The 23848-nt window shown below is 43.4% G+C and carries 21 protein-coding genes; 3 read left to right on the top strand and 18 right to left on the bottom strand.

Annotated features, from left to right (window positions below; genetic code table 11):
* Positions 1–7: 7 nt before the first annotated feature.
* Positions 8–1480, bottom strand: a complete 1473-nt coding sequence (gene ubiD / locus Xedl_RS11485) for a 4-hydroxy-3-polyprenylbenzoate decarboxylase (protein ID WP_074023838.1) — start codon at positions 1478–1480, stop codon at positions 8–10.
* Between the two features lie 245 nt (positions 1481–1725).
* On the opposite strand from ubiD, the gene rfaH reads away from it, so the two are divergent.
* Positions 1726–2214, top strand: a complete 489-nt coding sequence (gene rfaH, locus Xedl_RS11480) for a transcription/translation regulatory transformer protein RfaH (RefSeq protein WP_074023831.1) — start codon at positions 1726–1728, stop codon at positions 2212–2214.
* A gap of 52 nt (positions 2215–2266) precedes the next feature.
* Here rfaH and hemB read toward each other — a convergent pair whose 3' ends face one another.
* The 13 genes from hemB to metE form a co-directional block, all read right to left on the bottom strand.
* Positions 2267–3283, bottom strand: a complete 1017-nt coding sequence (hemB, locus tag Xedl_RS11475; RefSeq protein ID WP_074023830.1) for a porphobilinogen synthase — start codon at positions 3281–3283, stop codon at positions 2267–2269.
* 117 nt (positions 3284–3400) lie between these two features.
* Positions 3401–4189 carry a Sec-independent protein translocase subunit TatC gene (gene tatC, locus Xedl_RS11470; RefSeq protein ID WP_074023829.1) on the bottom strand — a complete coding sequence of 263 codons (789 nt, stop codon included), beginning with the start codon at positions 4187–4189 and terminating at the stop codon, positions 3401–3403.
* 3 nt (positions 4190–4192) lie between these two features.
* On the bottom strand, positions 4193–4675 hold the full coding sequence (tatB, locus tag Xedl_RS11465) for a Sec-independent protein translocase protein TatB (protein ID WP_074023828.1): 483 nt from the start codon (positions 4673–4675) through the stop codon (positions 4193–4195).
* A gap of 3 nt (positions 4676–4678) precedes the next feature.
* Complete coding sequence (gene tatA / locus Xedl_RS11460) at positions 4679–4945, bottom strand: Sec-independent protein translocase subunit TatA (RefSeq protein ID WP_074023827.1); 267 nt, start codon at positions 4943–4945, stop codon at positions 4679–4681.
* Between the two features lie 132 nt (positions 4946–5077).
* Positions 5078–6715, bottom strand: a complete 1638-nt coding sequence (gene ubiB, locus Xedl_RS11455) for a ubiquinone biosynthesis regulatory protein kinase UbiB (protein ID WP_074023826.1) — start codon at positions 6713–6715, stop codon at positions 5078–5080.
* Positions 6702–7370 carry a ubiquinone biosynthesis protein UbiJ gene (ubiJ, locus tag Xedl_RS11450; protein ID WP_074023825.1) on the bottom strand — a complete coding sequence of 223 codons (669 nt, stop codon included), beginning with the start codon at positions 7368–7370 and terminating at the stop codon, positions 6702–6704. Before ubiJ ends, ubiB begins: the two co-directional genes overlap by 14 nt.
* A 1-nt stretch (position 7371) precedes the next feature.
* Positions 7372–8127, bottom strand: a complete 756-nt coding sequence (ubiE, locus tag Xedl_RS11445; RefSeq protein ID WP_074023824.1) for a bifunctional demethylmenaquinone methyltransferase/2-methoxy-6-polyprenyl-1,4-benzoquinol methylase UbiE — start codon at positions 8125–8127, stop codon at positions 7372–7374.
* Positions 8128–8202: 75 nt separating this feature from the next.
* Entirely contained in the window at positions 8203–9558 is a 1356-nt protein-coding gene (rmuC, locus tag Xedl_RS11440; RefSeq protein WP_074023823.1) for a DNA recombination protein RmuC, read from the bottom strand.
* 173 nt (positions 9559–9731) lie between these two features.
* Positions 9732–10262, bottom strand: a complete 531-nt coding sequence (locus Xedl_RS11435; RefSeq protein ID WP_074023822.1) for a DedA family protein — start codon at positions 10260–10262, stop codon at positions 9732–9734.
* 78 nt (positions 10263–10340) lie between these two features.
* Positions 10341–11123 carry a tyrosine-protein phosphatase gene (locus Xedl_RS11430; protein WP_074023821.1) on the bottom strand — a complete coding sequence of 261 codons (783 nt, stop codon included), beginning with the start codon at positions 11121–11123 and terminating at the stop codon, positions 10341–10343.
* A gap of 149 nt (positions 11124–11272) precedes the next feature.
* Positions 11273–12028 (bottom strand): uridine phosphorylase, encoded by a 756-nt coding sequence (gene udp, locus Xedl_RS11425; protein ID WP_074023820.1) that lies wholly within the window; start codon positions 12026–12028, stop codon positions 11273–11275.
* 201 nt (positions 12029–12229) lie between these two features.
* Positions 12230–13594, bottom strand: coding sequence for a GntP family permease (locus tag Xedl_RS11420; RefSeq protein WP_074023819.1), 1365 nt, complete (start codon positions 13592–13594; stop codon positions 12230–12232).
* A 324-nt stretch (positions 13595–13918) separates the two neighbouring features.
* Positions 13919–16198: a 5-methyltetrahydropteroyltriglutamate--homocysteine S-methyltransferase gene (gene metE / locus Xedl_RS11415; protein ID WP_074023818.1), complete on the bottom strand. Its 2280-nt coding sequence runs from the start codon at positions 16196–16198 to the stop codon at positions 13919–13921.
* Between the two features lie 108 nt (positions 16199–16306).
* Here metE and metR point away from each other — a divergent pair, with 108 nt between their 5' ends.
* Positions 16307–17263, top strand: coding sequence for an HTH-type transcriptional regulator MetR (gene metR, locus Xedl_RS11410; protein ID WP_074023817.1), 957 nt, complete (start codon positions 16307–16309; stop codon positions 17261–17263).
* Here the strand turns inward: metR and Xedl_RS11405 are convergent.
* The 3 genes from Xedl_RS11405 to Xedl_RS11395 all read right to left on the bottom strand — a co-directional run bounded on the left by Xedl_RS11405 (position 17148) and on the right by Xedl_RS11395 (position 21358).
* Positions 17148–18047, bottom strand: coding sequence for a carboxylate/amino acid/amine transporter (locus Xedl_RS11405; protein ID WP_074023816.1), 900 nt, complete (start codon positions 18045–18047; stop codon positions 17148–17150). The genes metR and Xedl_RS11405 overlap by 116 nt on opposite strands.
* Positions 18048–18068: 21 nt before the next feature.
* Complete coding sequence (locus Xedl_RS11400) at positions 18069–19718, bottom strand: Na+/H+ antiporter (RefSeq protein ID WP_074023815.1); 1650 nt, start codon at positions 19716–19718, stop codon at positions 18069–18071.
* A gap of 293 nt (positions 19719–20011) precedes the next feature.
* Positions 20012–21358 (bottom strand): NCS2 family permease, encoded by a 1347-nt coding sequence (locus Xedl_RS11395; RefSeq protein WP_074023814.1) that lies wholly within the window; start codon positions 21356–21358, stop codon positions 20012–20014.
* A 431-nt stretch (positions 21359–21789) separates the two neighbouring features.
* On the opposite strand from Xedl_RS11395, the gene glk reads away from it, so the two are divergent.
* Positions 21790–22758 (top strand): glucokinase, encoded by a 969-nt coding sequence (glk, locus tag Xedl_RS11390; RefSeq protein ID WP_074023813.1) that lies wholly within the window; start codon positions 21790–21792, stop codon positions 22756–22758.
* A gap of 102 nt (positions 22759–22860) precedes the next feature.
* On the opposite strand, the gene Xedl_RS11385 is transcribed toward glk, so the two are convergent.
* Positions 22861–23706, bottom strand: a complete 846-nt coding sequence (locus Xedl_RS11385; RefSeq protein ID WP_074023812.1) for a GlxA family transcriptional regulator — start codon at positions 23704–23706, stop codon at positions 22861–22863.
* Between the last annotated feature and the right edge of the window lie 142 nt (positions 23707–23848).

The raw sequence follows: 23848 nt of genomic DNA, 5'->3' as shown, positions 1-23848 counted from the left end.
TTCCCTCTTATCGCTTCAAAATATCTAATTGATCCCAAACTTCATCGACACGAGCCCGAATTTCATCGCTCATCACTATCGGGCGCCCCCATTCCCTTTGTGTCTCTCCTGGCCATTTATTCGTTGCATCTAACCCCATTTTTGAGCCTAATCCAGAAACAGGCGATGCAAAATCGAGATAGTCAATTGGTGTATTTTCCACTAAGACAGTATCTCTCTGCGGGTCCATTCGCGTTGTTATCGCCCAGATGACATCATTCCAATCTCGCGCATTGATATCATCATCACAAACGATAACAAATTTTGTGTACATAAATTGTCTCAGATATGACCAAACTCCCATCATTACTCGCTTGGCATGGCCTGCATACTGTTTTTTCATTGTAACGACCGCGAGTCGATAAGAGCAGCCCTCTGGCGGCAAGTAAAAATCCACAATTTCAGGAAATTGTTTTTGTAATATTGGCACTAAGACTTCATTCAAGGCAACCCCTAGCACCGCAGGTTCATCCGGCGGACGTCCAGTGTAAGTGGAATGATAGATAGCATCACAACGTTGGGTAATATGGGTAATCGTAAATACCGGGAACATATCTACTTCATTGTAATAGCCAGTATGATCACCATAGGGTCCTTCTGGTGCCATTTCGGCAGGATCAATATAGCCTTCAAGGATAATTTCAGCACTGGCAGGCACTTCCAGATCATTGGATATACATTTAACGACTTCCGTTTTATGCCCACGCAATAATCCGGCAAACGCATATTCAGACAAAGTATCCGGAATTGGAGTGACGGCACCCAATATCGTGGCAGGATCGGCGCCCAATGCAACGGATACAGGGAAACGTTCCCCCGGGTGAGCCTGACACCACTCCTGAAAATCAAGCGCACCACCACGATGGGATAACCAGCGCATAATCAATTTGTTTTTTCCCAATACCTGTTGGCGGTAGATACCCAAGTTCTGGCGCTCTTTATTCGGCCCCTTAGTCACCGTCAATCCCCAGGTAATCAAGGGAGCGGCATCTTCCGGCCAACAATGCATGACAGGAATACGGGTCAGATCCACCTCATCCCCTGCCCAAATCTGCTCCTGACAAGGCGCAGAGCTAAGGCGTTTGGTTGGCATATGCAAAACTTGTTTGAATTTAGGCAATTTATCGACCAAATCACGGAAGCCTTTTGGTGGCTCAGGCTCTTTAAGGAAAGCCAATAGCTTCCCAACATCATGCAATGCCTTAACATCATCCTGCCCCATACCCATGGCTACTCGCTTAGGTGTCCCAAACAAATTGCACAACACAGGCATCGAATATCCCTTAGGATTTTCAAATAATAAGGCAGGGCCACCGGCACGAAGAGTACGATCTGCGATTTCTGTCATTTCCAGATATGGATCAACTTCCATACTAATTCGTTTTAATTCACCTGATTGTTCCAACAAGGAAAGAAAGTCTCTTAGATCGCGATATTTCATATTGTTCATTCGTGCCGATTTTCAAGGAGGGAAAGCCATTATAATCCCTCCCATGAGGGTTACAAGGAAAAGTCATAACCTGATAAAAAACAATGGATTTAATGCAATCACTAATACATGGATTTGTACTAAAATAGAATATAAAAAAATACGACTTACACTTTAAATAACGTCTATTTTTACTGATGACCCGTTAGCACTGGTTTTGTTATGCTAGACATTCTACGCAATGGAGTCGAAATATTATGGGAAATTGGTATCTTCTTTACTGTAAACGTGGGCAAATCTCTCGGGCAACAGAGAACTTAGAGCGACAGGACGTAATTTGCTTAACCCCTACAGCCAAAATTGAAAAAATCATTCGAGGTAAACGAACCACTGTTACTGAACCATTGTTTCCCAATTACCTGTTTGTTCATTTTGATCCTGAACTTATTCATACCACTACTGTTAACTCAACACGTGGTGTAAATCATTTCGTTCGTTTCAGCACTTATCCCGCCATAGTTCCACAGACATTAATTGATGAATTAATGTCTGTTACTGAACAAGAATATATTGCACCTGAAACCCCAATTACTGGTGATACTGTCTTGATTACTTCGGGAATTTTCAAAGGCATTCAAGCAATTTATAACGAGCCAGATGGGGAAACCCGTTCCATTCTCTTGCTGAATATTCTCAATAAAGAAGTTTCCAAGGTTTTAGATAATAAACATTTCATCAAGGTTTAATCAGAAAACGGGCAAAATTGCCCGTTTTTATATATCCAAGCGATTACACTAATCAGTATTTTTGTTCATGCAGCCACTGCGCTACACGCTTGGCAAAATAGGTCAAAACACCATCTGCTCCCGCCCGTTTGAAGCACAATAGTGATTCCATAATTGCTGGCTGCTCTTTTAACCAACCATTTTGAATAGCCGCCATATGCATGGCATATTCACCAGAAACTTGATAAGCAAATGTCGGTACACCGAAAGTATCTTTCACCTGACGGATCACATCCAAATACGGCATACCAGGTTTAACCATGACGCTATCTGCACCTTCTTGCAAATCCTGCGCAATTTCCTGTAACGCCTCATCACTGTTTGCCGGATCCATTTGATAAGTCATCTTATTGCCACCTTTCAAGTTACTGCTGGAACCAATGGCATCCCTAAATGGTCCATAGTAACAAGAGGCGTATTTGGCAGAATAAGCCATAATTTGGGTATTGATATAATTATCCATTTCAAGCTGTTCGCGAATAGCACCAATGCGGCCATCCATCATATCGCTTGGCGCAACAATCTCAGCGCCAGCTTCAGCATGGGATAATGCCTGCTTAACCAGAATATCTTTGGTAATGTCATTGATAACATAGCCATCCGGATCAATCACACCATCCTGCCCGTGGGTCGTAAATGGATCGAGCGCTACATCCGTCAAAAGGCCCAGCTCAGGTACAGCATCTTTCAGCGCACGAACAGAACGCTGGATCAATCCATTTGGGTTATAGGCTTCTTTCGCATCCAACGATTTCTTGTCCGCTTCAATAACGGGAAACAGAGACAAAACAGGAATACCCAGTCGGGCAATCTCTTCTGCTTCTTTCAGCAAAAGATCGATTGTCAGACGATACACTCCTGGCATTGAAGGAACTTCCTGACGCTGATTCGTTCCTTCCATAACAAATACAGGATAAATCAGGTCATTAACAGTAAGTTGATTTTCAGCAACTAAACGGCGGGAAAAATCATGACGGCGCACACGGCGCATACGACGACCGGGAAATACCCCCGGAAATACATAGCTCATATTATTCTCCTAATGTAAAACCCAGCGATAAGGCGCTGGGTTAATAGTCATCGCTTCATGATAATGATGTTAACACCAGCAATCAGTTCGCAATAATTATGAATGTTCAGCGCCAGATTATTTTTTAACATTGTCTCCAATATCACTGACTGATTCATCTTCTGCATTAATTAAATTACGGCGCTCTCGTTTACCAACATAAAACTGCGAAAGCAAAATTCCCAATTCAAATAACAAATACATGGGAACCGCCAGCAGAGTTTGTGAGAAAACATCAGGTGGTGTTAACAACATCCCAACGACAAACGCCCCAACTAAAATATAAGGGCGTTTTCTTTTTAGCGATTCTGGCGTCACTACCCCACTCCAACACAGCAAAATAATGGCAATAGGTATTTCGAATGAAACGCCAAATGCCATAAATAGCGCCATGACAAAGCTTAGGTAATTGCTGATATCCGTCGAGATCACCACTCCGACCGGCACAGTATTGATAAAGAAACCAAACGCAATGGGAAAAACAATAAAATAGGCAAAAGCCATTCCCAGATAAAACAATATACTACTGGAAAACAGTAGGGGCATAATCAAACGGCGTTCGTGCTTATACAAAGCCGGTGCAATAAATGCCCATATTTGATAAAGGATCATCGGTGCCGAAACAAAGATAGACACCATAATGGTCAGTTTAATGGGTGTAAAAAAAGGCGACGCAACATCTGTTGCAATCATATTAGCGCCTTTAGGTAATTGTTCCATTAAAGGCGCTGCAATAAGCCGATAAATGTCATTGGAAAAATAAACCAATGCCAGAAACACTATCAGCACGGTAATTAGGCTATTTAAAATCCGCTTACGCAGTTCAATCAAATGACTGATAAGAGGTTGGGTATTATCCACAGACATGTTTCAGTGTTCGCCATTTGCTTGTTCAGGAGATTTTTTTTTCTGCTGCTCTGGTCTTACACTCGATTGCTCTGCAATGACAGGTTCCGAACTGCCCTGTTCTGAATTCGAGTGCCTTGCAACCGATTGGGATTCAGAAGAATGAAAATGCGTTTCGTCTTCCTCTAATTCTCTCATTTCATCCGGTTTCAACTGATAGGTATTTTTCAATGATTCAGCCGCTTCCTTTAGCTCCTCCATTGATGCTTTTAATTCTGGCGAAAGTGATTGCAGATCGGCTTTTTCTTCCATTTTCTTTAGAGAATCCTGAAGTTCTTGCAATTTCAGTTCCTGAGCAAGCTCATTCTGGACATTAGCCGCCAGAGAACGCAATGCTCGGATCCAGCCAGCCACTGTTTTTACCGCCACAGGCAGACGTTCCGGCCCCAGAACAACCAAGCCAATGATCATCACTAACAGTAGTTCACTAAAACCAATGTCAAACACGGTTTATACCTGCTCTTTGTCTTTACTTTTATTCTCTGAATGTTCAGATTGTGCAGCCGTGGACTTTTCAGTGAGGTTTCTCGTTTCAAACTCAGCATCCTGACTCATTTTTTCCGGCGGCTGTGGTTTTTCATCATCACTCATTGCTTTTTTAAAGCCCTTTATTGATTCACCCAAGTCTGAACCCAAGGTGCGCAGCTTATTAGTACCGAACAACAGTACAACAATGACAGCAATGATGAGTAATTGCCAAATACTTATACCACCCATACTGACCTACCTCTATTCATCAGAATATTACTCGTGATTTAATGATAAACGACGAACCCGATGTTCAAAAATAACGCAATCATACAAGGGTCGTCGTAAAATTACCTTGATTTAATCGTCATCATTACTGAATTATTGACGCTTACTTAAATGACGCCAGCCTAATCCCCATGATGCAATTCCGATGCCCATCATCCCCCACGCCAGATGTTTCTGATCTATGATGAGAAACAAACTACCACAGATAAAGAGAGTTGCACCAATCCCCAATAAATAAAGAGATTTGCGCTGCCTGAGTTGTTGATCCCTGAATTGTTGCGATATTTGATCAATACTGCTCTGCAAACGTCGATGCTGCTGGAGCGTGCCATATACCAGCTCTGGAAGCTCTGGTAACTTTTCCGCCCAATAAGGCGCTTTTTCTTTAAAGGCACGCACAATAGCGGGAAGCCCAACTTGATCATGTAGCCAATCTTCCAGAAAAGGTTTTGCTGTTTTCCACAGATCAAGCTGAGGATAAAGTTGGCGCCCCAAACCTTCAACATACAACAGCGTTTTCTGCAACAGAACCAACTGGGGTTGAACTGCCATATTAAAACGACGAGCAGTATTGAAAAGGTTTAGCAAAACATGCCCAAATGAGATTTCAGCCAGGGGTTTTTCAAAAATCGGCTCACAAACGGTACGGATGGCAAATTCGAAATCTTCCACATTGGTATCTGCCGGTACCCAACCAGAATCAACATGCAGTTCAGCGACCCGACGATAATCACGATTAAAGAAAGCAATGAAATTTTCAGCCAAATAGCGTTTATCATCTTTATTCAAAGAGCCAACAATACCGTAATCGATACCGATATAAGTAGGATCTTCCGGTTTGTCATAACTGACGAAAATATTACCAGGATGCATATCCGCATGGAAAAAGCTGTCGCGAAATACTTGGGTGAAGAATACCTGAACTCCACGCTCAGCCAACACTTTCATATTGGTGTTCTGCGCCTCTAAAGCAGCGACATCCGACACGGGAATGCCATAAATCCGCTCCATCACCAAAACATTTTCCCGGCAATAGTCGGGATAGACTTCCGGCACGTAGAGCATTGGACTATCTTCAAAATTACGCCGCAATTGAATCGCGTTTGCAGTTTCACGTAATAAATTTAGTTCATCAAGCAGGGTTTTCTCATATTCCCTTACAACTTCACGCGGACGCAGACGACGCCCATCTGGTAACAGGGGAACCAGATTTGCCAAACGATACATTAACCGTACGTCAGCTTTAATTACCGGCAGAATATCTGGACGGATCACCTTCAGGACAACTTCTCTACCATTCTCTTTCAACCGAGCAGTATGTACCTGAGCGATAGAAGCAGAAGCCAGTGGTTGTGGATCAAAATCCTCAAACCAGGTTTCCAGCGAGCCCTCTAAAGCCGTTTCAATCGATTTTCGTGCCACTGCGCCATCAAAGGAAACCACCCGATCTTGTAACATCGAAAGTTGATCTGCGATTGCAGGCGGGAACAGGTCACGACGCGTAGAGAGCATCTGACCAAATTTGATCCATACTGGGCCAAGTTCTTGTAATGCCAGACGTAAACGTTCACCAAGAGGCTTATCCTTATGCCTGTTAGGTATCCAAAACAGGAAATAACGCCCAAAACGTAACGGCCATGTCAAACGAATATTAGGGATAAGCTCATCCAACCCGTAAGAAAGAAAGACTCGGATGATAAAGTAAAGTCGCCTAATTTCACTGGGAGTCATGTTTTCCCTCCAGTGCCGCCAACCGTTTTTCGAGTTGGTTTATCTGATTGGCAACAGCATTAACTTCTTCACTAAAATAGGCCACTTCCAACGCATTGGGAACCATGCCCCATTCTTCCGTCAATGATTCGGTGAAATACGTTTTTTTCCTTGTAATAGTATTGCTGGCAAATTCAACACTTTTCTTCATCAGCCGGGTAATACCTTCTGCGACGATATCCCCAACATAAGGAGAAAGGTAATGCGCAGGATCCCACTCTGACATGTCCAGCAAAGCTGACCATTGTTGAATCACCTGCATATCCCCTTCAATGACAATTTCACCACTGTTAATCAGGGTTGAAAGGCACTGGCGATCCCGTAGCTTGAGTAATGCAGGGAGCGTTGCTTTCATTGAGCAATCCACAGGTTCTGACCATTGGCTCAAAACATCCACTCGTCTCTCACTGAATATCAGTATCAATGGTGTTTCAATTTCTTTTAGTTCAATGGACAATATTTTACCGGCCAGTCTCAAGCGGGCAGGTTTTAATACAGCTTCGCGATATAACAAGTGATTCAGGGTTGTTTCCAGAAAGGCTGTCAATACCGGAAATAACACCTTATCCTTTGATACCGCAGAACTCATACTATGGCTTGATAAGGATGTTTCCATCTCAGAATTTGAACCCTTTGTGCAGTGCAACGATCCCACCAGTCATATTGGTGTAATAAACCTGGTCAAAGCCCGCTTCTTCCATCATACCTTTTAAGGTTTCCTGATCAGGATGCATACGGATGGATTCTGTCAGATAGCGGTAACTATCCGCATCATTCACAATCATCTGACCGATTCGGGGCAGAACATGGAATGAATAAACATCATAAACCTTACTTAATGGCGCCAATACAGGTTTAGAAAATTCCAGCACCAATAGGCGTCCGCCCGGCTTAAGCACCCGATACATGGAGCGTAGTGCTTTTTCTTTATCCGTGACATTACGTAAGCCAAAGGAAATGGTAATACAATCAAAATGGTTATCTGGGAAAGGCAGCTCTTCAGCATTAGCTTGGACATAACTGACATTGCCTACAATACCGATATCACGTAATTTTTCGCGCCCAACTTTCAACATTGAGTCGTTGATATCAGCCAGAACAACTTGCCCTTTTTCCCCCACCATTCGGGAGAATTTTGCGGTTAGATCGCCTGTTCCACCAGCGAGATCAAGCACCTTATGACCACGGCGAACACCACTTGACTCAATAGTGAAACGTTTCCAGATACGGTGAATGCCAAATGACATTAAGTCATTCATTAAGTCATATTTCGCGGCCACAGAGTGAAATACCTCTGCCACCATCTCTTTTTTTTGTTCTTTGGCTACGGTGCGGAAACCAAAATCAGTGGTTTCTTTTGATTGATCTGCCATGTTATTTGTCCGCTTTTTATTCAAAAAAATTTATAGTCAGTGTACCAGCCTTTCCAACAAAACCCTATTCAGACTTCACTCATTCACCTGCAACGATTGGAAAGATTTATCAATCAACTGTGAATCAATAGGACGCTTTACATCCACGCCTAATTCACGAAACCCTTCGGCCTGACTAATTAAGTTGCCTCTGCCCTCAACAAGCTTTTTCATTGCGAAATGGTAGCTCGCCTGTGCTTTATTAAGGCTTTGTCCCAATCCTTGCATATCATCCACAAACAACCGCATTTTGTCATACATTTTGGCGGCTTTATCAGCAATCAGGCGCGCATTTTGGCTTTGATATTCATAACGCCACAAGTTATTAATAGTACGAATAGCAACCAGCAAAGTTGATGGGCTAACCAGCATAATATTATGTTTCAACGCTTCATCAAGTAATTCTGGCGCCTGATTGAGTGCCACTAAATAAGCGGGTTCTACAGGAATAAACATCAAAACATAATCCAGTGATCGCAATCCGGGTAATTGTTGATAATCTTTTCGGCTCAAGCCGCGAATGTGTCCTCTGATGGAATTGATATGTTCCTGTAATGCTTGTGCCTGTTGCTCTTCGCTATCACTGTTGAAATAACGTTCATAAGCAACCAGGGACATTTTTGCATCAATAATGACATCTTTTCCCTGTGGCAGATGCACGATCACATCAGGCTGAAAACGCTCGCGGTTTTCAGCCTTAATATTGACTTGTGTATCGAATTCATATCCCTCACGCAAGCCAGAAGCCTGCAAAACCCGCGCCAATACCATCTCTCCCCAATTTCCCTGTATTTTATTGTCTCCTTTCAGGGCTTTTGTGAGATTGATGGCTTCTTTTGCCATCTGTGCATTCAGTTGTTGAAGATTACGTATTTCATGAGTCAAGGTATGGCGCTCACGGGCTTCTTGTCCAAAGCTGTCTTGTACCTGACGGCGGAATCCCTCAAGTTGTTCACGAAATGGCATCAGAAGATTATTGAGATTTTGACGATGATATTCATCGGTACGGCGTTGATTCTGCTCAAAGATACGATTGGCAAGATTTTCAAATTGGGTATTTAATCGCTGCTCACTGTTGATCAATAAACGCTGCTTTTCCTCCGCAGCCAGTCTGGTTTCCTCAAGCCGAATGCTTAATTCTCGCAACTCAGCTTCCTGCATACTATTAATTTCTCGTTGAGCCAGTAATTCTTGGTTTAGTTGATCGCATTCAGTACGCCAATAGTGGGATTGTTCCAGCCTTTCATGGCTGACAGCCAATTGGCTATATAATTCGCGCAGTTCCTGCTCTTTTTGCTGGATTCTCTGCTGAACAGAAAGCCAGACGAAGATCCCTCCGCCCAGCAATCCACCTAAGCCACCGATCAGCATGTATAACCACTGGATATCCACCTATACACCCTCGCTAACGCTATTCTTCATTGACACCATTGCCAATAAATTTCAGTCAACTTTTCTGAGTCACTCGCCTCAATGTAAGTTAAATAGATGCTGTATAGATGTCCAGAGTCTTTAATGGCTTTCTTTCAGCTTGCAAAGCGGCTCGCAATTACCCCATCCACTCTTTATCCCATCCATTCAGCCAACCAACGCAGGCCAAATGCTCCTGGTGCTAAGATACCGAATGCCCAAATCAATGCAGAAGCTAAGTTAGCGAGTTGAAAATGACGTTTTGGCATGGCACAAATTCCGGCCACCAGCGGTACAACCGCTCTCAACGGACCAAAAAAACGCCCAATGAAAACGCCCCATACTCCCCATCGTTCAAAGAAACGGTGTCCGCGAATCAACGTTTGAGGATGGCGAGAAAGCGGCCACATCTTGCCGACATCTTCTTTGTAATGGCAGCCAAACCAGTAAGAAACCCAATCGCCAAAGAAAGCACCGGCGGCTGCGGCTATCCATATTGGCCAGAAAGTTAACCCACTTTCACCAATCAATGCGCCTAATCCCAACAAAATAATCGTTGCTGGTAACAATAGGGAAATAAATGCCAATGATTCACCAAATGCCAGTAGGAAAATGATGGGAATTGCCCAAACTTCATGGGCTTTCACGAAGTTTATGACCAGTTCGATAATTTCATGCAGGCTCACATTAATCTTTCCTGTGTTATATCAATGGGATGTTATAGATTAGCCCTGAACAATTAGCCCAATGCTAACCTGATATTTTTATTCAAGAAAATAAGTTTGTAGTTTTTCACGCGCAGCGATATTAAGCCCGATATCTTTTTCCAGCCAAATATCAATACTGCCATAATGCTGGTTAATACTATCAAGTGCAGTCAGTAAAAATTCTTCCCTCACTGAATAAACATAGGCAAATTTTTCGACCACACTTTCACTCATCATTTTTGCATGCTCGCTCAATAAGTAGTCTCGGTACGGAGCCAATGTGATATTGGTCAACAAATAGTCTTCAATTACCGTATCCAGATCTGCACCCAATGCGAATAAAACCAGTGCAGAGCCTACTCCGGTTCTGTCTTTACCAACTGCGCAATGTTGCACAATGCCGCCTTTCTCTGGTTGCTGCAATAATGTCGCTAACCTCTTATAGGCGGGATTGTTAATGGGTAGCAATTTATATAAGCGAGACATAAAGGTTTTCGCATCGAATTGCTCCAATATTTCTTTGTCTAACTTATCCAGATTAGCATCGACTTCTTTGGAAAGAGGATTGGCAGGAGCATGGTAATAATGCGCCCCATGCCATATTCGATCGGGTTTATCCATAATTTCGCTGTTATCACGATAATCAATGATCTGCAAAAGGTTTTGATCCACTAAAAAAGCCTGATCGTTTTCTGTCAGTCTGTCCAGTGAACCAGAGCGAAATAACAATCCAGGTTTAATCTTGGCGCCGTTGTTCAGTGTTTTATTACCCAAATCACGAAAATTAATGCCACCATGCAAAGGAAGTAGTGAAGGATGAGATAGAAATGTTATGGTCATAGTCACTCTTGTTGCGATTAAAAAATAGTTAATAGAACAAACTATCTATTAGTACAAAATGCTATGACATTAGCAAATTTTAAAATGAAGGGAAGAAAAGATCGCACAAAACGATAGGGTCAGAATGTTCTGACCCTTGATGAAAGACGTTACAACAGGCGACGAGCGGCCTCCACAACTATCCCCAGCGCATTACTTTCTGTTTGCTTCAATAATTCAGCGTCTGGGATTTCCTGTTGGGTACGGTTAACAATCACACCCGCTACCATACCAGCACGCAGTCCCTGACTTGCACACATGGTCAGCAACGTTGCTGATTCCATCTCAAAGTTCATTACGCCCATTTCTTGCCATTCTTTCATCGAACCCTGGAAACGACGAACGACACGGCCAGAATAAGTATCGTAACGTTCCTGTCCTGGATAGAAGGTATCGGAAGATGCAGTAATGCCAACATGGGTCGCAGAACCCGATGCTTTTGCTGCTTCATACAAGGCATTTGTACACTCAAAATCAGCAACCGCAGGGAACTCCATTGGGGCAAAGTGCAAACTGGCACCATCCAAACGAACCGCAGCAGTCGTAACCAATACATCCCCTACATTGATATGTGCCTGAATTGCCCCAGTTGTTCCAATGCGCAGGAAAGTGCGTACTCCCAACTGTGCCAATTCCTCTACAGCAATCGACGTTGAAGGACCGCCAATGCCTGTAGAGCAGACAACCACGGACTTTCCGTCGATTTCTGCACGCCAGGTTGTAAATTCACGGTGGGAAGCCAAATGTACTGGGTTATCCATCAGGTGCGCAATTTTCTCAACACGGTTAGGATCGCCGGGTACAATCGCCAGAGTTGCGCCTTGCAGGTCGCTTTTGGTGATACCTAAGTGAAACACATCAGACATATCAGACTCCTCAGCGGACATGATTCAAAATATGAATACCTAAATTTAGTCACTACTCTGACATTTTTTCGTGATTTAAATCATCTTTAATTGATCTAAATAAGAAACACATACATATATTTGTGATAATTATCACATTTAAAAGGTGGCGCCCTCTACAGAGCGCTATCACTATTTATATAAACCATTCACATAAGCCATTCACATGACGAGATTAAGAAGCAATACACCACACAATCCGATTCCCCAGGCAATTGTGGTAGGAATCGACCAGACGATAATCTGCTGCCTCACATTTTTGATACCCATCATCCGGTTAACTACCCAGAAAAAACAGTCATTGAAGTAACTGAAAAACAGTGTACCCATCATCGCAGCTTGCGCCGCCACCAGCATATTGACATCCGGTATTTGTTTGATCACAGGTGCAGAAATAGAAGCAGCAGTTATCATTGCCACTGTACCAGAGCCTTGAATGATACGTATGAGCGTCGCAATAATAAATGGGATCAAAACAGGTGTTATTGGCAGGCTGGCAATATAATGCGCTAATATCGTTCCGGTTGAACCTTCGTTCAACACCGCGCCTAATGCTCCCCCCGCTCCCGACACCAACAAAATAATGCCTACGGTTTTTAACCCTGTTTCCAGATGTTCAATCACTTCATGTTTACTGACGTTTGGCATGAGAGTATAAACCGCCAGTAATACACTGATTGCCAGCGCAATAATGGGTGATCCTAGAAAATTAAAAATCTGAAAATAGAACGCGTTCTCCTCACCAGTTTTTAGTATCATTCCATTAATCACGCCAATAAAAATCAGAACAATCGGCGTAACGATGGGTAACAAGGAAAGAAACAGGCTTGGAAGTGATTTTTGTTCCTTTTCTTCCATATAATTCTGGTGCATTTGTTGTAAATTTTCTTCTGTATCATCCAGTTGATATTCAGGATATTGAGTCTCCAACCATTTTGCATAGCAGGTAATACCAATGACACAAGGCACCGCCAGTATCATACCTGCCAGCATCATTTGGCCAATACTCACTCCGAATATTCCGGCGACACCAAGCGGCCCTGGTGTTGGGGGAACGATATGGTGAGTCACCACTAACCCTCCCGCCAAAGCAACCCCAAGGGACAAGACATTGCGTTTCCCTTTCTTCGCCAATGCCTTCACCAGCGGATAGAGGATCACAAAAGCCGAATTCACAAATATGGGGATACTGACAATATAACCGGTAATCGCCAAAGCCCACTCTTCGCGCCTTTTACCCAACCATTTAATCAGGCTATAGGCGATCTGCTCTGTTGCTCCCGATACTTCCAATATCCTCCCCATCATGCATCCCAACCCAATCACGATACCGATGTTGCCTAATGTCGAACCAAATCCTTTGGTGATCACCTCAACGACATTGCCTATAGTCAAGCCACCTGATATTCCGGCAATTATTGCTGCAATTAGCATAGCAATAAGGACATGGACACGAGTCCGCAAAACCAGAAAAACCAGCGTAAATACCGCCACCCCCAATCCAATAATTGGAATGTAAAACTCCATCACAAAAACCTCATTAAAAACGGATAAATTGGAACATGCCATATTTACGATGATTTTTGCTATCAGAATTCGATATTTTTCCAAAGAAAATTTCAGATAACATCTGTTTTATAAAATCATTCACAAAAATGTATGACACCGGGGAGAAAGTGAGTTTTGTTATGAATCAGGGCGGTGACAATGAGAGAGGATAGTTGAGATGAAGAATGAAAATCGCCTGACAATTATGGGAACAGCTAATTTCGTTTTCACCCGCCACATTGCACTCACTGTGGCGGGTATTTTCAGCTTATTTAAATTTAAACTGCTCGATTAAACTCTAAGTTAACTGTTTAACGAAGAGCGCAAGCGTTTTGCCGCTTCAACCATGTTTGCCAACGCTTGTCTGGTTTCTATCCAACCCCGAGTTTTCAAGCCGCAGTCCGGGTTCACCCACAAACGATCGACCGGAATACGATCAGCCGCTTTGCGTAGCAACGCCTCAATCCATTCAACACTAGGGACGTTTGGTGAGTGAATGTCATACACACCAGGCCCTATCTCATTCGGATATGAGAAATCTTCAAACGAATCCAGCAACTCCATATCCGAGCGCGAGGTTTCAATGGTGATCACATCCGCATCCAGTGCTGCAATGGACGGCATGATGTCATTGAACTCGCAATAACACATATGAGTGTGGATTTGGGTATCATCTTTCGCGATTGCGGCACTCAGTTTGAAAGCATCCACCGCCCACTCCAGATATTCCTGCCACTCTTCTCTGCGCAGTGGCAAGCCTTCACGCAATGCAGGTTCATCAATTTGGATAATACCAATGCCTGCTTTCTGCAAATCATCAACTTCATCCCGCAAAGCCAATGCGATCTGTTTAGCGATGGTTTCACGGCTGACATCTTCCCTTGGGAATGACCAACAGAGAATAGTCACAGGTCCCGTCAACATGCCTTTGACTGGCTTATCAGTCAAGGATTGCGCATATGTCGCCCAGTTTACCGTTATCGCCTCTGGACGGCTAATATCGCCAATGATTACCGGTGGTTTCACGCAACGCGAGCCATAACTCTGCACCCAACCATTTTGGGTAAAGACATAACCGTCAAAGTGTTCACCGAAATATTCCACCATGTCGTTACGTTCAGCTTCACCGTGTACCAATACATCCAGCCCCAGACGCTCCTGCTCTTGGATCGCTTGTTTGATATGCTCACTGATGTTGGCTCGGTAGTGCGTACTATCCACCCGACCTTTTTTGAAATCGAGACGCAGGCTACGAATTTCCGTTGTTTGCGGGAATGAACCGATAGTTGTTGTTGGCCACAGCGGTAAGTTATAACGTTGACGCTGGAGCCTGGCACGCTCAGGATATACCTGATTACGTTCACTATCCTGTGGCTTTATTGCCGCAATACGTTCAGCAACTGCTGAATTATTCACCCTTGTGGAACTGCGGCGGGCGCGAATTGGGGCACTATAAGCATCCAGTTCAGCCTGTTTATTGCCTTCTGGCGCATTCAATGCTTGTGATAACAAAGAAAGTTCCGCACATTTTTGCAATGCAAAGGCAAACCAGCTTTTCACTTCTTCATCCAACCCAGTTTCATCATTCAGATCAATGGGGCTATGAAGCAATGAACAGGACGTGCCGATCCACACATTTCTCTTACCAACCCATGGGGCAACAAGCTGATATTTCTCACTCAAATCGGCTCGCCAAACATTGCGGCCGTTAACCACACCCAATGAAAGCAACCAATCGTCCGGCAGAGATTTATCCAAATCCTCAAGAGAATCCCTTCCTGCAACCAAATCAACATGCAATCCTTGTACTGGCAGCGATTTTATGGTCTCCAGATTGTGACCGATGCTATCGAAATAGGTCGTCAGCAACAATTTCACTTGTCCCTCAAGCGCTTGATAAGCTGTTGAGAATGCTGCCAGCCACTCTTCTGGTAATTCCAGTACCAGAGCCGGTTCATCAATCTGTACCCATTCAATGCCACGTTTTGCCAGTTCTGCCAGCACTTGCTGGTATACCGGCAGGATATCTTTTAATAGAGATAAGCGATCAAAAACTTTGCCTTTCACTTTACCGAGCCATAAATAGGTCACCGGTCCCAAAAGAACAGGTTTTACGCTGTGCCCCAGTGCCAAAGCTTCATCAACTTCGTCCAATAATTGAGTCCAACCCAGCTTAAATTCCTGCCCTTCCTGAAATTCAGGCACGATATAGTGATAATTTGTGTTGAACCATTTCGTCATTTCCGCAGCAGCCGCAGGTGTACCTGTTGGTGCCCGACCACGAGCGATACGAAACAGTGTATCCAGATCAATATTGCCATCTTCATTTTGATGACGCGGTGGAACATTGCCCAATAACAGGCTGGTGGTCAATACTTGGTCATACCAGGCAAAATCACCAACAGGGACTAAATCAACGCCCGCTTCTTTTTGTTGTTGCCAATGATGTGCACGCAATTCACGACCAGTTTCCAGCAATTCCTGTTGAGAAATTTTGCCTGCCCAATAGCTTTCTTGCGCCTTTTTTAGTTCTCTTTTCAATCCAATACGTGGAAAACCTAATGTATGATTCAAAACCGTCATGTCGTCACCCGTAAAATTTTAGCCGTCTAGATGTTTACACTTCTATAATCAACAGGTAGTGTATAAACCACAAGCGCAAATTATTCATTATCATCTTGAAGGTTTTTCATGATCGAACTAAAACACTTAAAAACACTACAAGCACTGAACCATTGTGGCTCACTCGCAGCAGCGGCAAATCATTTGCATCAAACGCAATCTGCCCTTTCTCATCAGTTCAGTGAATTAGAACATCGGCTGGGATTTAAGTTATTCATTCGTAAAAGCCAACCTTTGAAGCTAACGGCTCAAGGAGAAGTGTTATTAAAGTTGGCAGAACAAGTCTTACCCTTGGTAACAGATTCCCTACGTCAATGCCATGAGCCGGAAAAGACAAACTTACGCATTGCCATTGAATGTCATAGCTGTATTCAATGGTTAACACCAGCACTTAAGCGTTTTCGTGAAAGTTGGCCACAGGTTAATGTGGACTTTAAATCTGGTGTGACATTTGATCCTCAACCGGCACTGCAAAAACGAGAACTGGATATCGTTCTGACATCTGACATTATTGCAGACAGTAATCTGCACTATACGCCACTGTTTGATTACGAAGTGAAGTTGGTGATCGCACCAGACCATCCACTGGCAAATAAACGCGACATTCGTCCACAAGATCTCGCCGCTGAAACTTTGCTGATTTATCCGGTTCAGCGCCAACGGCTGGATATCTGGCGACGTTTTCTCCAGCCTGCGGAAATTACCCCGACATTAAAAACTGTCGATAATACGCTATTGCTGATTCAGATGGTTGCCGCTCGATTGGGTATTGCCGCGTTACCACACTGGGCGGTGGAAACGTTCGAAAGACAAGGGTTGGTTGTAACCCAAACATTGGGAGAAGGATTATGGAGCAGATTGTACGCTGCCAGCCGAGAGGGGGAGCAGCGCCAACCCGCTATTGATACTTTTATTCGTTCTGCGCGCCAGCACGCGGTGGACAATTTGCCGTTTGTGAAACGGGTTTCAGTATCCAACGGTGATGCACCCAAAGTGACGCAACAATCAGGCTGCCTCCAATGGTAAAACTCAGCCAGTTAGGGTGCTGCTGCCAAATAGCAAAATTGACCAATAACCCTGCCGGAACCAACATATTATTCATAATTGCCAGTGTTCCGGCATCCACTTGAGTGGCACCATAGTTCCACATAAAGTAGCCAATCCCCGACGCACCAACACCCAGCCAAATCAAAACGCCCCACTGTAGCTGAGTTGTTGGTAATTTTTGCGGATCACCAAACATTAACCAGCCGATGATGGCAACAACACAAGCGCCCAGGTAGAACCATGAAAATGCCACTCGTTGTGGGATCGGGTGGATCTCCATCAAGCGCTTATAACCGACCTGACCAATCGCAAAGAAAATATTTGCCAATTGCACTAACAGCAAGCCAATCCAGAAAGATTCACTCAATCGGTCATAACGAATAATCGCTGCACCAATCACTGCCAATAAAGAACTCAAGGCATAACCCCAGCGCAACCGCTGGCGTCCCATCAGATCATAAACTAATGTGACATAGAGCGGCGTCATAATGGTAAACAGCAAAAATTCTGCCACAGTCAGATAGTGATAGGCATGAAATACAAACAAATACATCACACCAAGCTGACAGGCACCGACAGCCATATACAGTGAAATAACTTTCAGAGATAACCCACGCCAACGCAAAAATGGTAAAAATACCATTGCTGCCAACATGACCCTGACAAGAACCGAAAACCAGCTATCAACCTGACCGGCGAGATAAGCGCCAATCAGGCTAAATGAGGCGGCCCACAAAAATGTTGTGATCGTTAACAGCCACATAATTTATTGGTCTTTTACCTTTTATTGATCTTTTTCCACTAAAAGCGCTTCTAGCAAATCAAGATCATGCAGCAACGTTTGTAGTGTTTCATTACTAATCTTACGGGTTGCACGCAGGTGATATAACTCTCCTCGTTCAGCCCTTAATGCCGTCAAGCGGAAGCGACGCTCCAAATCTTCAACCATCAGGTTATGCTCGATTTCATCCGTTCCCGCAGTACGACGCCGTAAATAACCGGTAACGCGAGAAGCAATTTCACTAATAACTTCTGCATCCAGTTTTTCTTCAGTGTTGGCCGACAGACGCTCTTCCATCTTATTCATACTGACAATAGCAACTTCCGCCATTGCCGCTTTTGCCATTCTGATTTCATTGAGATCTGCCAGCTTATCACCGACTTTCATGCCACGTAGCAGCAAAGGTAAACCGATAACCCCGACAAAGAGGGAGCACAGAATCACGCCCGCAGCAATGAAAATCAACTGATAACGTGCTGGAAACGGATCACCATCCGGCAAGAACAATGGCACAGACAGCGCACCTGCCAGCGTAATTGCGCCACGAACACCCGCAAATGAAGCCAACCACAACTCACGGGTCGTATAGGAAGCAAAATGAAGCGGTTTTTTCTTTATCAGCATCTTGCTGATATTTTTCATCAGCCATAACCAACTGAATCGCAGTAATACCAGCGCAACGTAAATGACGCCAACGGCAGCGAACAGCATCCAGGTTTCAACATTTGGGTCAAGTTCAGCTTGAGCCACCGATGTTTCCCAAATGTCCGGTAATTGCAGTCCCAGCATGATAAACACCAGGCCATTGAAGACAAAGGCCAGCATTCCCCATACATTATCGGCACGCAAACGCATATCCAGTGGTGCATTGCGGATCACGCCTGCCTTACTGATAGTCATACCTGCGGCAACCGCAGCCAGAATCCCGGATACACCGATATGTTCAGCAATCATATAAGAAGCAAACGGCAACAGCATCATAAACATGATTTGAGTTGCAGGATCATCCCCACTCCAGCGACTCATTAATCGCAGTGATTTACTGTATAACCATGTGATAGCAATACCTGACAGCAAACCACCAATCGCAACCTTGAAAAATTCCACCGTTGCGCCAGTGACAGTAAAGACCATCGTGCCCATGGCAATTGCCACGGCAAATTTCAGCGCCACCAGACCCGAAGCATCATTCATTAATGCTTCCCCTTCCAGCACGCTCATCATATTTTTAGGGATACGCCCTTTTCCAACAATTGATGACAATGCCACCGCATCTGTTGGGGATAATACCGCCGCCAGTGCAAAGGCAGCAATAAGCGGAATACTCGGCAGTAACCAATAGATCAAATAACCAATACCAACAACCGTCACCAATACCAACACTAAAACCAAAATGACGATTTCACGTCCATGCTGGAAAAATTCCCTGGTCGGTGTTTTCCAGCCATCAACAAATAACAAAGGAGGAATAAGTAAAACAAGGAAGAGTTCAGGATCGAAAGTAACGTGTAAACCAAAATGAGGCCAGGCCAGCAACGCTCCCATTGCTATTTGCACTATCGGCAAGGGGATACGGAATGGAATCATTTTAGTAAGAACACCAGAAACTGACACCACCAAAATCAAGATCAAGATAGTAAAGAATATTTCCATGTTACCCTTACAAATTGCCAAAAATCCGTCAGTGGAAAGATTGTGACTGTTTTTTACTGTTAATAATAGCGCTAATAACCATAAATATTACAGTTATTAAAGAAAATCAAAAAGCAATCACATAGTGAATCAATAAATATTGATTCATTTTTCTATTTTATGCTTATCGACTTGAGCGTGTTGAAAAATTAATACTTTTTAGAATGTGCCTGGCAATCACTGTATGACTAACATTGGAATAGTAAGGATGTGAAGGGATGCGCAAACCCTATTGTTTGCGCATTCTATTTTAATTAGATGGCCCAATTTCCGGCATAAAATACCACTAATATAATGGCAAGTATCACTGTACCAATATTCAGTTTACGCCATTCGCCCGAAAAAATACGCCCAACAACCAGCGCACTGAAACCCAGCATAATACCTGTGACAATATTACAAGTCAGCACGATAAATACAGCGCACAATAAACCTGACATTGCATCAACAAAATCATCAAAATTCAGCTTTCGCACATTACTCAGCATCAGTAATCCGACATACATCAAGGCAGGAGCCGTAGCATAGCCAGGAACCAAATACGACAGCGGAGACAGGAATAAAATCAACAGGAATAAAATACCAACAATGGAGGCGGTTAAACCCGTTTTTCCGCCAGCAGCGGTTCCTGCGGCAGACTCAATATAAACCGCGGCGGGGGAAGAACCGATCGCGCCGGCAAAAATACTACTAACAGAATCTGCGGTCAGTGCCTTGCCACCATTGATAATCTGGCCTCTCTTATCCAATAAATTGGCTTGTCCCGCCACAGCCCGAATTGTACCTGTTGCATCAAATATTGCTGTCATTACCAGCGCCAAAACACTAGGTAATACAATAGGCTGTAACGCTCCCAGTATATCCATACTGAACATCAGGGACAGGCCATCTTCCCCCAATGTAGGAAACTTAAACAATCCTTGATATTTAACGGCTGGATCAAAAATCAAACCGATGATAGAAATTGCGATAATCACCAACAGAATACCGCCCGGCACTTTTTTTCGCTCCAGACCGATAATGCCTGCCAGTCCCAATAGCGTCATAACGACTGGAAATGAATTCAATGAACCAAACGCAACAGGCAAACCTACGTGTGGATTCTTAATCACCAAGCCAACACCATTAGCTGCAATCAACAATAAAAACAACCCGATGCCAATGCCCGTTCCATGTGCAATGCCCATTGGCATATTACGCAAAATCCAAGCTCGCACGCCCGTTACTGAAATTAACGTAAACAGACATCCCATCAGGAACACCGCACCGAGTGCCACGGGAATGCTTACCTGCTGCCCTAATACCAGGCTAAATGCGGTAAATGCAGTCAATGAGATCGCACAACCAATCGCCATTGGCAAATTAACCCACAATCCCATCAATAACGAACCAATACCGGTCACCAGACAAACAGAAATAAACACGGCGGTATGAGGAAATCCGGCTTGCCCAAGCATCCCTGGTACCACAATAACGGAATAAACCATCGCCAAAAATGTCGTTAATCCGGCAAGAATTTCCTGACGTACCGTCGATCCGCGTTCAGTAATCTTAAAATACCTATCGAGTTTGCATTGAGTTGGTGCCTGCATACCAGACATGTTTTTCCCCTGCTTCTGTTAAATATATCGCTTTAAAAAACGCTCATCCTATTTCTTCACCTCTCCAAACGAAAACGATTATGTCACAAGATAATAACAATCAGTGCCGTGTTCATTGGTTTAGCCATTCGTTTGCGCAATCGTTTGGCTTCCTGGATAAAGAAACTGTGAGAAAATTTGAGGCGGACGATTATCCAGTGAATCAGGGATAAGAATCAAGCGATAATCACATTGAGGATGATAAAACGCCTATTCAGTAGGTTAAAGTGACTCGAAAACTAAAGGATATGTGTCCGATGCAAAATTATCTGGATCCTGCGCCATATCGACACATTTTTATGCGGTCTTTAAGCCTGACCTTGTGTAAAATCCCCTCAATTCGATTTTTGACTGGTTCATTAGGATTTCTGTAAGAATTAAGGAGATAAACCATGACAACTTATGCCCTGGTAGGTGATATCGGTGGTACAAATGCACGTCTGGCATTATGTGATGTAGATACTGGGCAACTGAGCGCAGTCGAATTCTATCCCTGTGCACATTATCCATCGCTTGAAATTGTTATCCGCCAATACTTGAAACAGCAGAACTGTGAAGTTAAATATGGTTGTATCGCTATTGCTTGTCCGGTGACGGATGATGTGATCAGTATGACCAACCACAGTTGGCGTTTTTCTGTTAGCCAAATGAAAGCATCGCTGGGATGGGAACGTTTTGAGGTGATTAACGATTTTACTGCCGTTTCCCTCGCCATTCCGGTTTTGGGGGCAGATGATGTTATTCAGATTGGTGGAAAGCAACCTCAGGCTAAACGCCCCATTGCGGTTTATGGTGCAGGAACTGGGTTAGGTGTCGCACATCTTATTCACACAGGAACCCAATGGATGAGTTTACCTGGCGAAGGTGGTCATGTGGATTTTGCGCCAGAGAGTACGGAAGAAGATCATATGTTGAGCGTACTGCGTGAAAAATATGGTCATGTCTCCGCTGAACGTGTCCTTTCTGGGCCTGGTTTAGTGAATATTTACCGTTCTCTGATGAAACTTAACGGTCACGTTGCCGAAGATATTACCCCTCGCGATATTTCTGACCGCGCGCTGAGTGAAAATTGTCCTATCTGCAAACAGGCGTTAGAACTCTTCTGTACCGCATTAGGGCGTTTTGGTGGGAATTTGGCGCTGAATCTTGGCGCATTTGGCGGTGTTTATATTGCAGGAGGGATCGTCCCGCGTTTCCTTGATTTCTTCCAAAAATCAGGTTTCCGGCAAGGGTTTGAAAACAAAGGCAGATTTACGGACTATTTAAAAGATATTCCTGTGTATCTGATTACCTATGATAAATCGGGGTTATTGGGTGCGGGATCTTATATTCGCCAATCACTAGGTAAAGCGATTAGTTAAATAGAACCGAGATATTTATATTCGCTCATGCTAGTTGTTTGTTTGATTTACTGGTAATAATTTTGAGCAATATTTAGCATGAGTATCTTTTTAACCTATTCATCAAGCATGGAACACTTTGGCTTTTACCAACTTACGATAAGCGGTTGGAGTTAGTTTGAAATGTTGTTCAAATATCTTACTAAAGTAATAAGCATCCTTAAATCCCACTAATTGAGCAATATGCAGTAAGGTTAAGCTATTGTCCATTAGCAATTGTTTGGCTGTTGACAGTCGGTGATTCAGTATATATTTATGAGGTGAAATACCAATTTGCCCTTTAAACCTACGAATCAAAGTACTTTCCGATACACCAACATAAGTGGCAATATCTTTAATGGTGATTTGTGAATCAACATGCTGCTTAATATAATTCTGTGCTATTGAAACCATTTCATCAAATTGCATATTACCCCCGATTTGAAAAAATGGTTCTGATTGAAAGTGTGATACTTCATGTAAAAAGTGCTTCTCAATAATTTTAGCAATTGGGATACTGAAAAATTGAGCGATAAGGTAAACGAGCAGTTCCGTTTGGGAATTAATACTCCTCACACAATAAATGTTGTCGCAATATGTGATGCTCGCTTTACGATTCACATCCACTGTTGGGAAATGGCTCTCAAATTTGTCATAGAAATACCAATGAGTTGTTACTGTTTTTTCCTCAAGCAAACCCGCTTTTGCTAACCAACATCCTCCTGTTCCCGTCGCAATGATGATAGCCTGATTATCTTTTTGCCTACACAGCCACTCAAGAATATCTTCTCTATCAGCCATAGAAGAAAATGGGTTTCCCCACATAGGAGGCAAAAACACTAAATCAAAATTAACCTGATCTGAAAACTGACAATGAGTATGTAGCTTAATTTGTTCATTATTTTTCGTTAAATTCCCAATAACAGACATATGAAGAGGATGTTCTCTCTGCTGCTTTCGACTTCTCAAACTACTAAATGACTTTTCAAAATGGTAGGAGTATCAAAGAAACTCAGTCCCATTTTTGCGAATTTGGATTTTCCAGACACAAAAAAGCAAAAAGAAGGACTGA

It is taken from the genome of Xenorhabdus eapokensis (genome assembly GCF_001908105.1).
The sequence above is the reverse complement of the archived record's forward strand: the minus strand, read 5'-3'. Positions and strand labels throughout refer to the sequence as shown.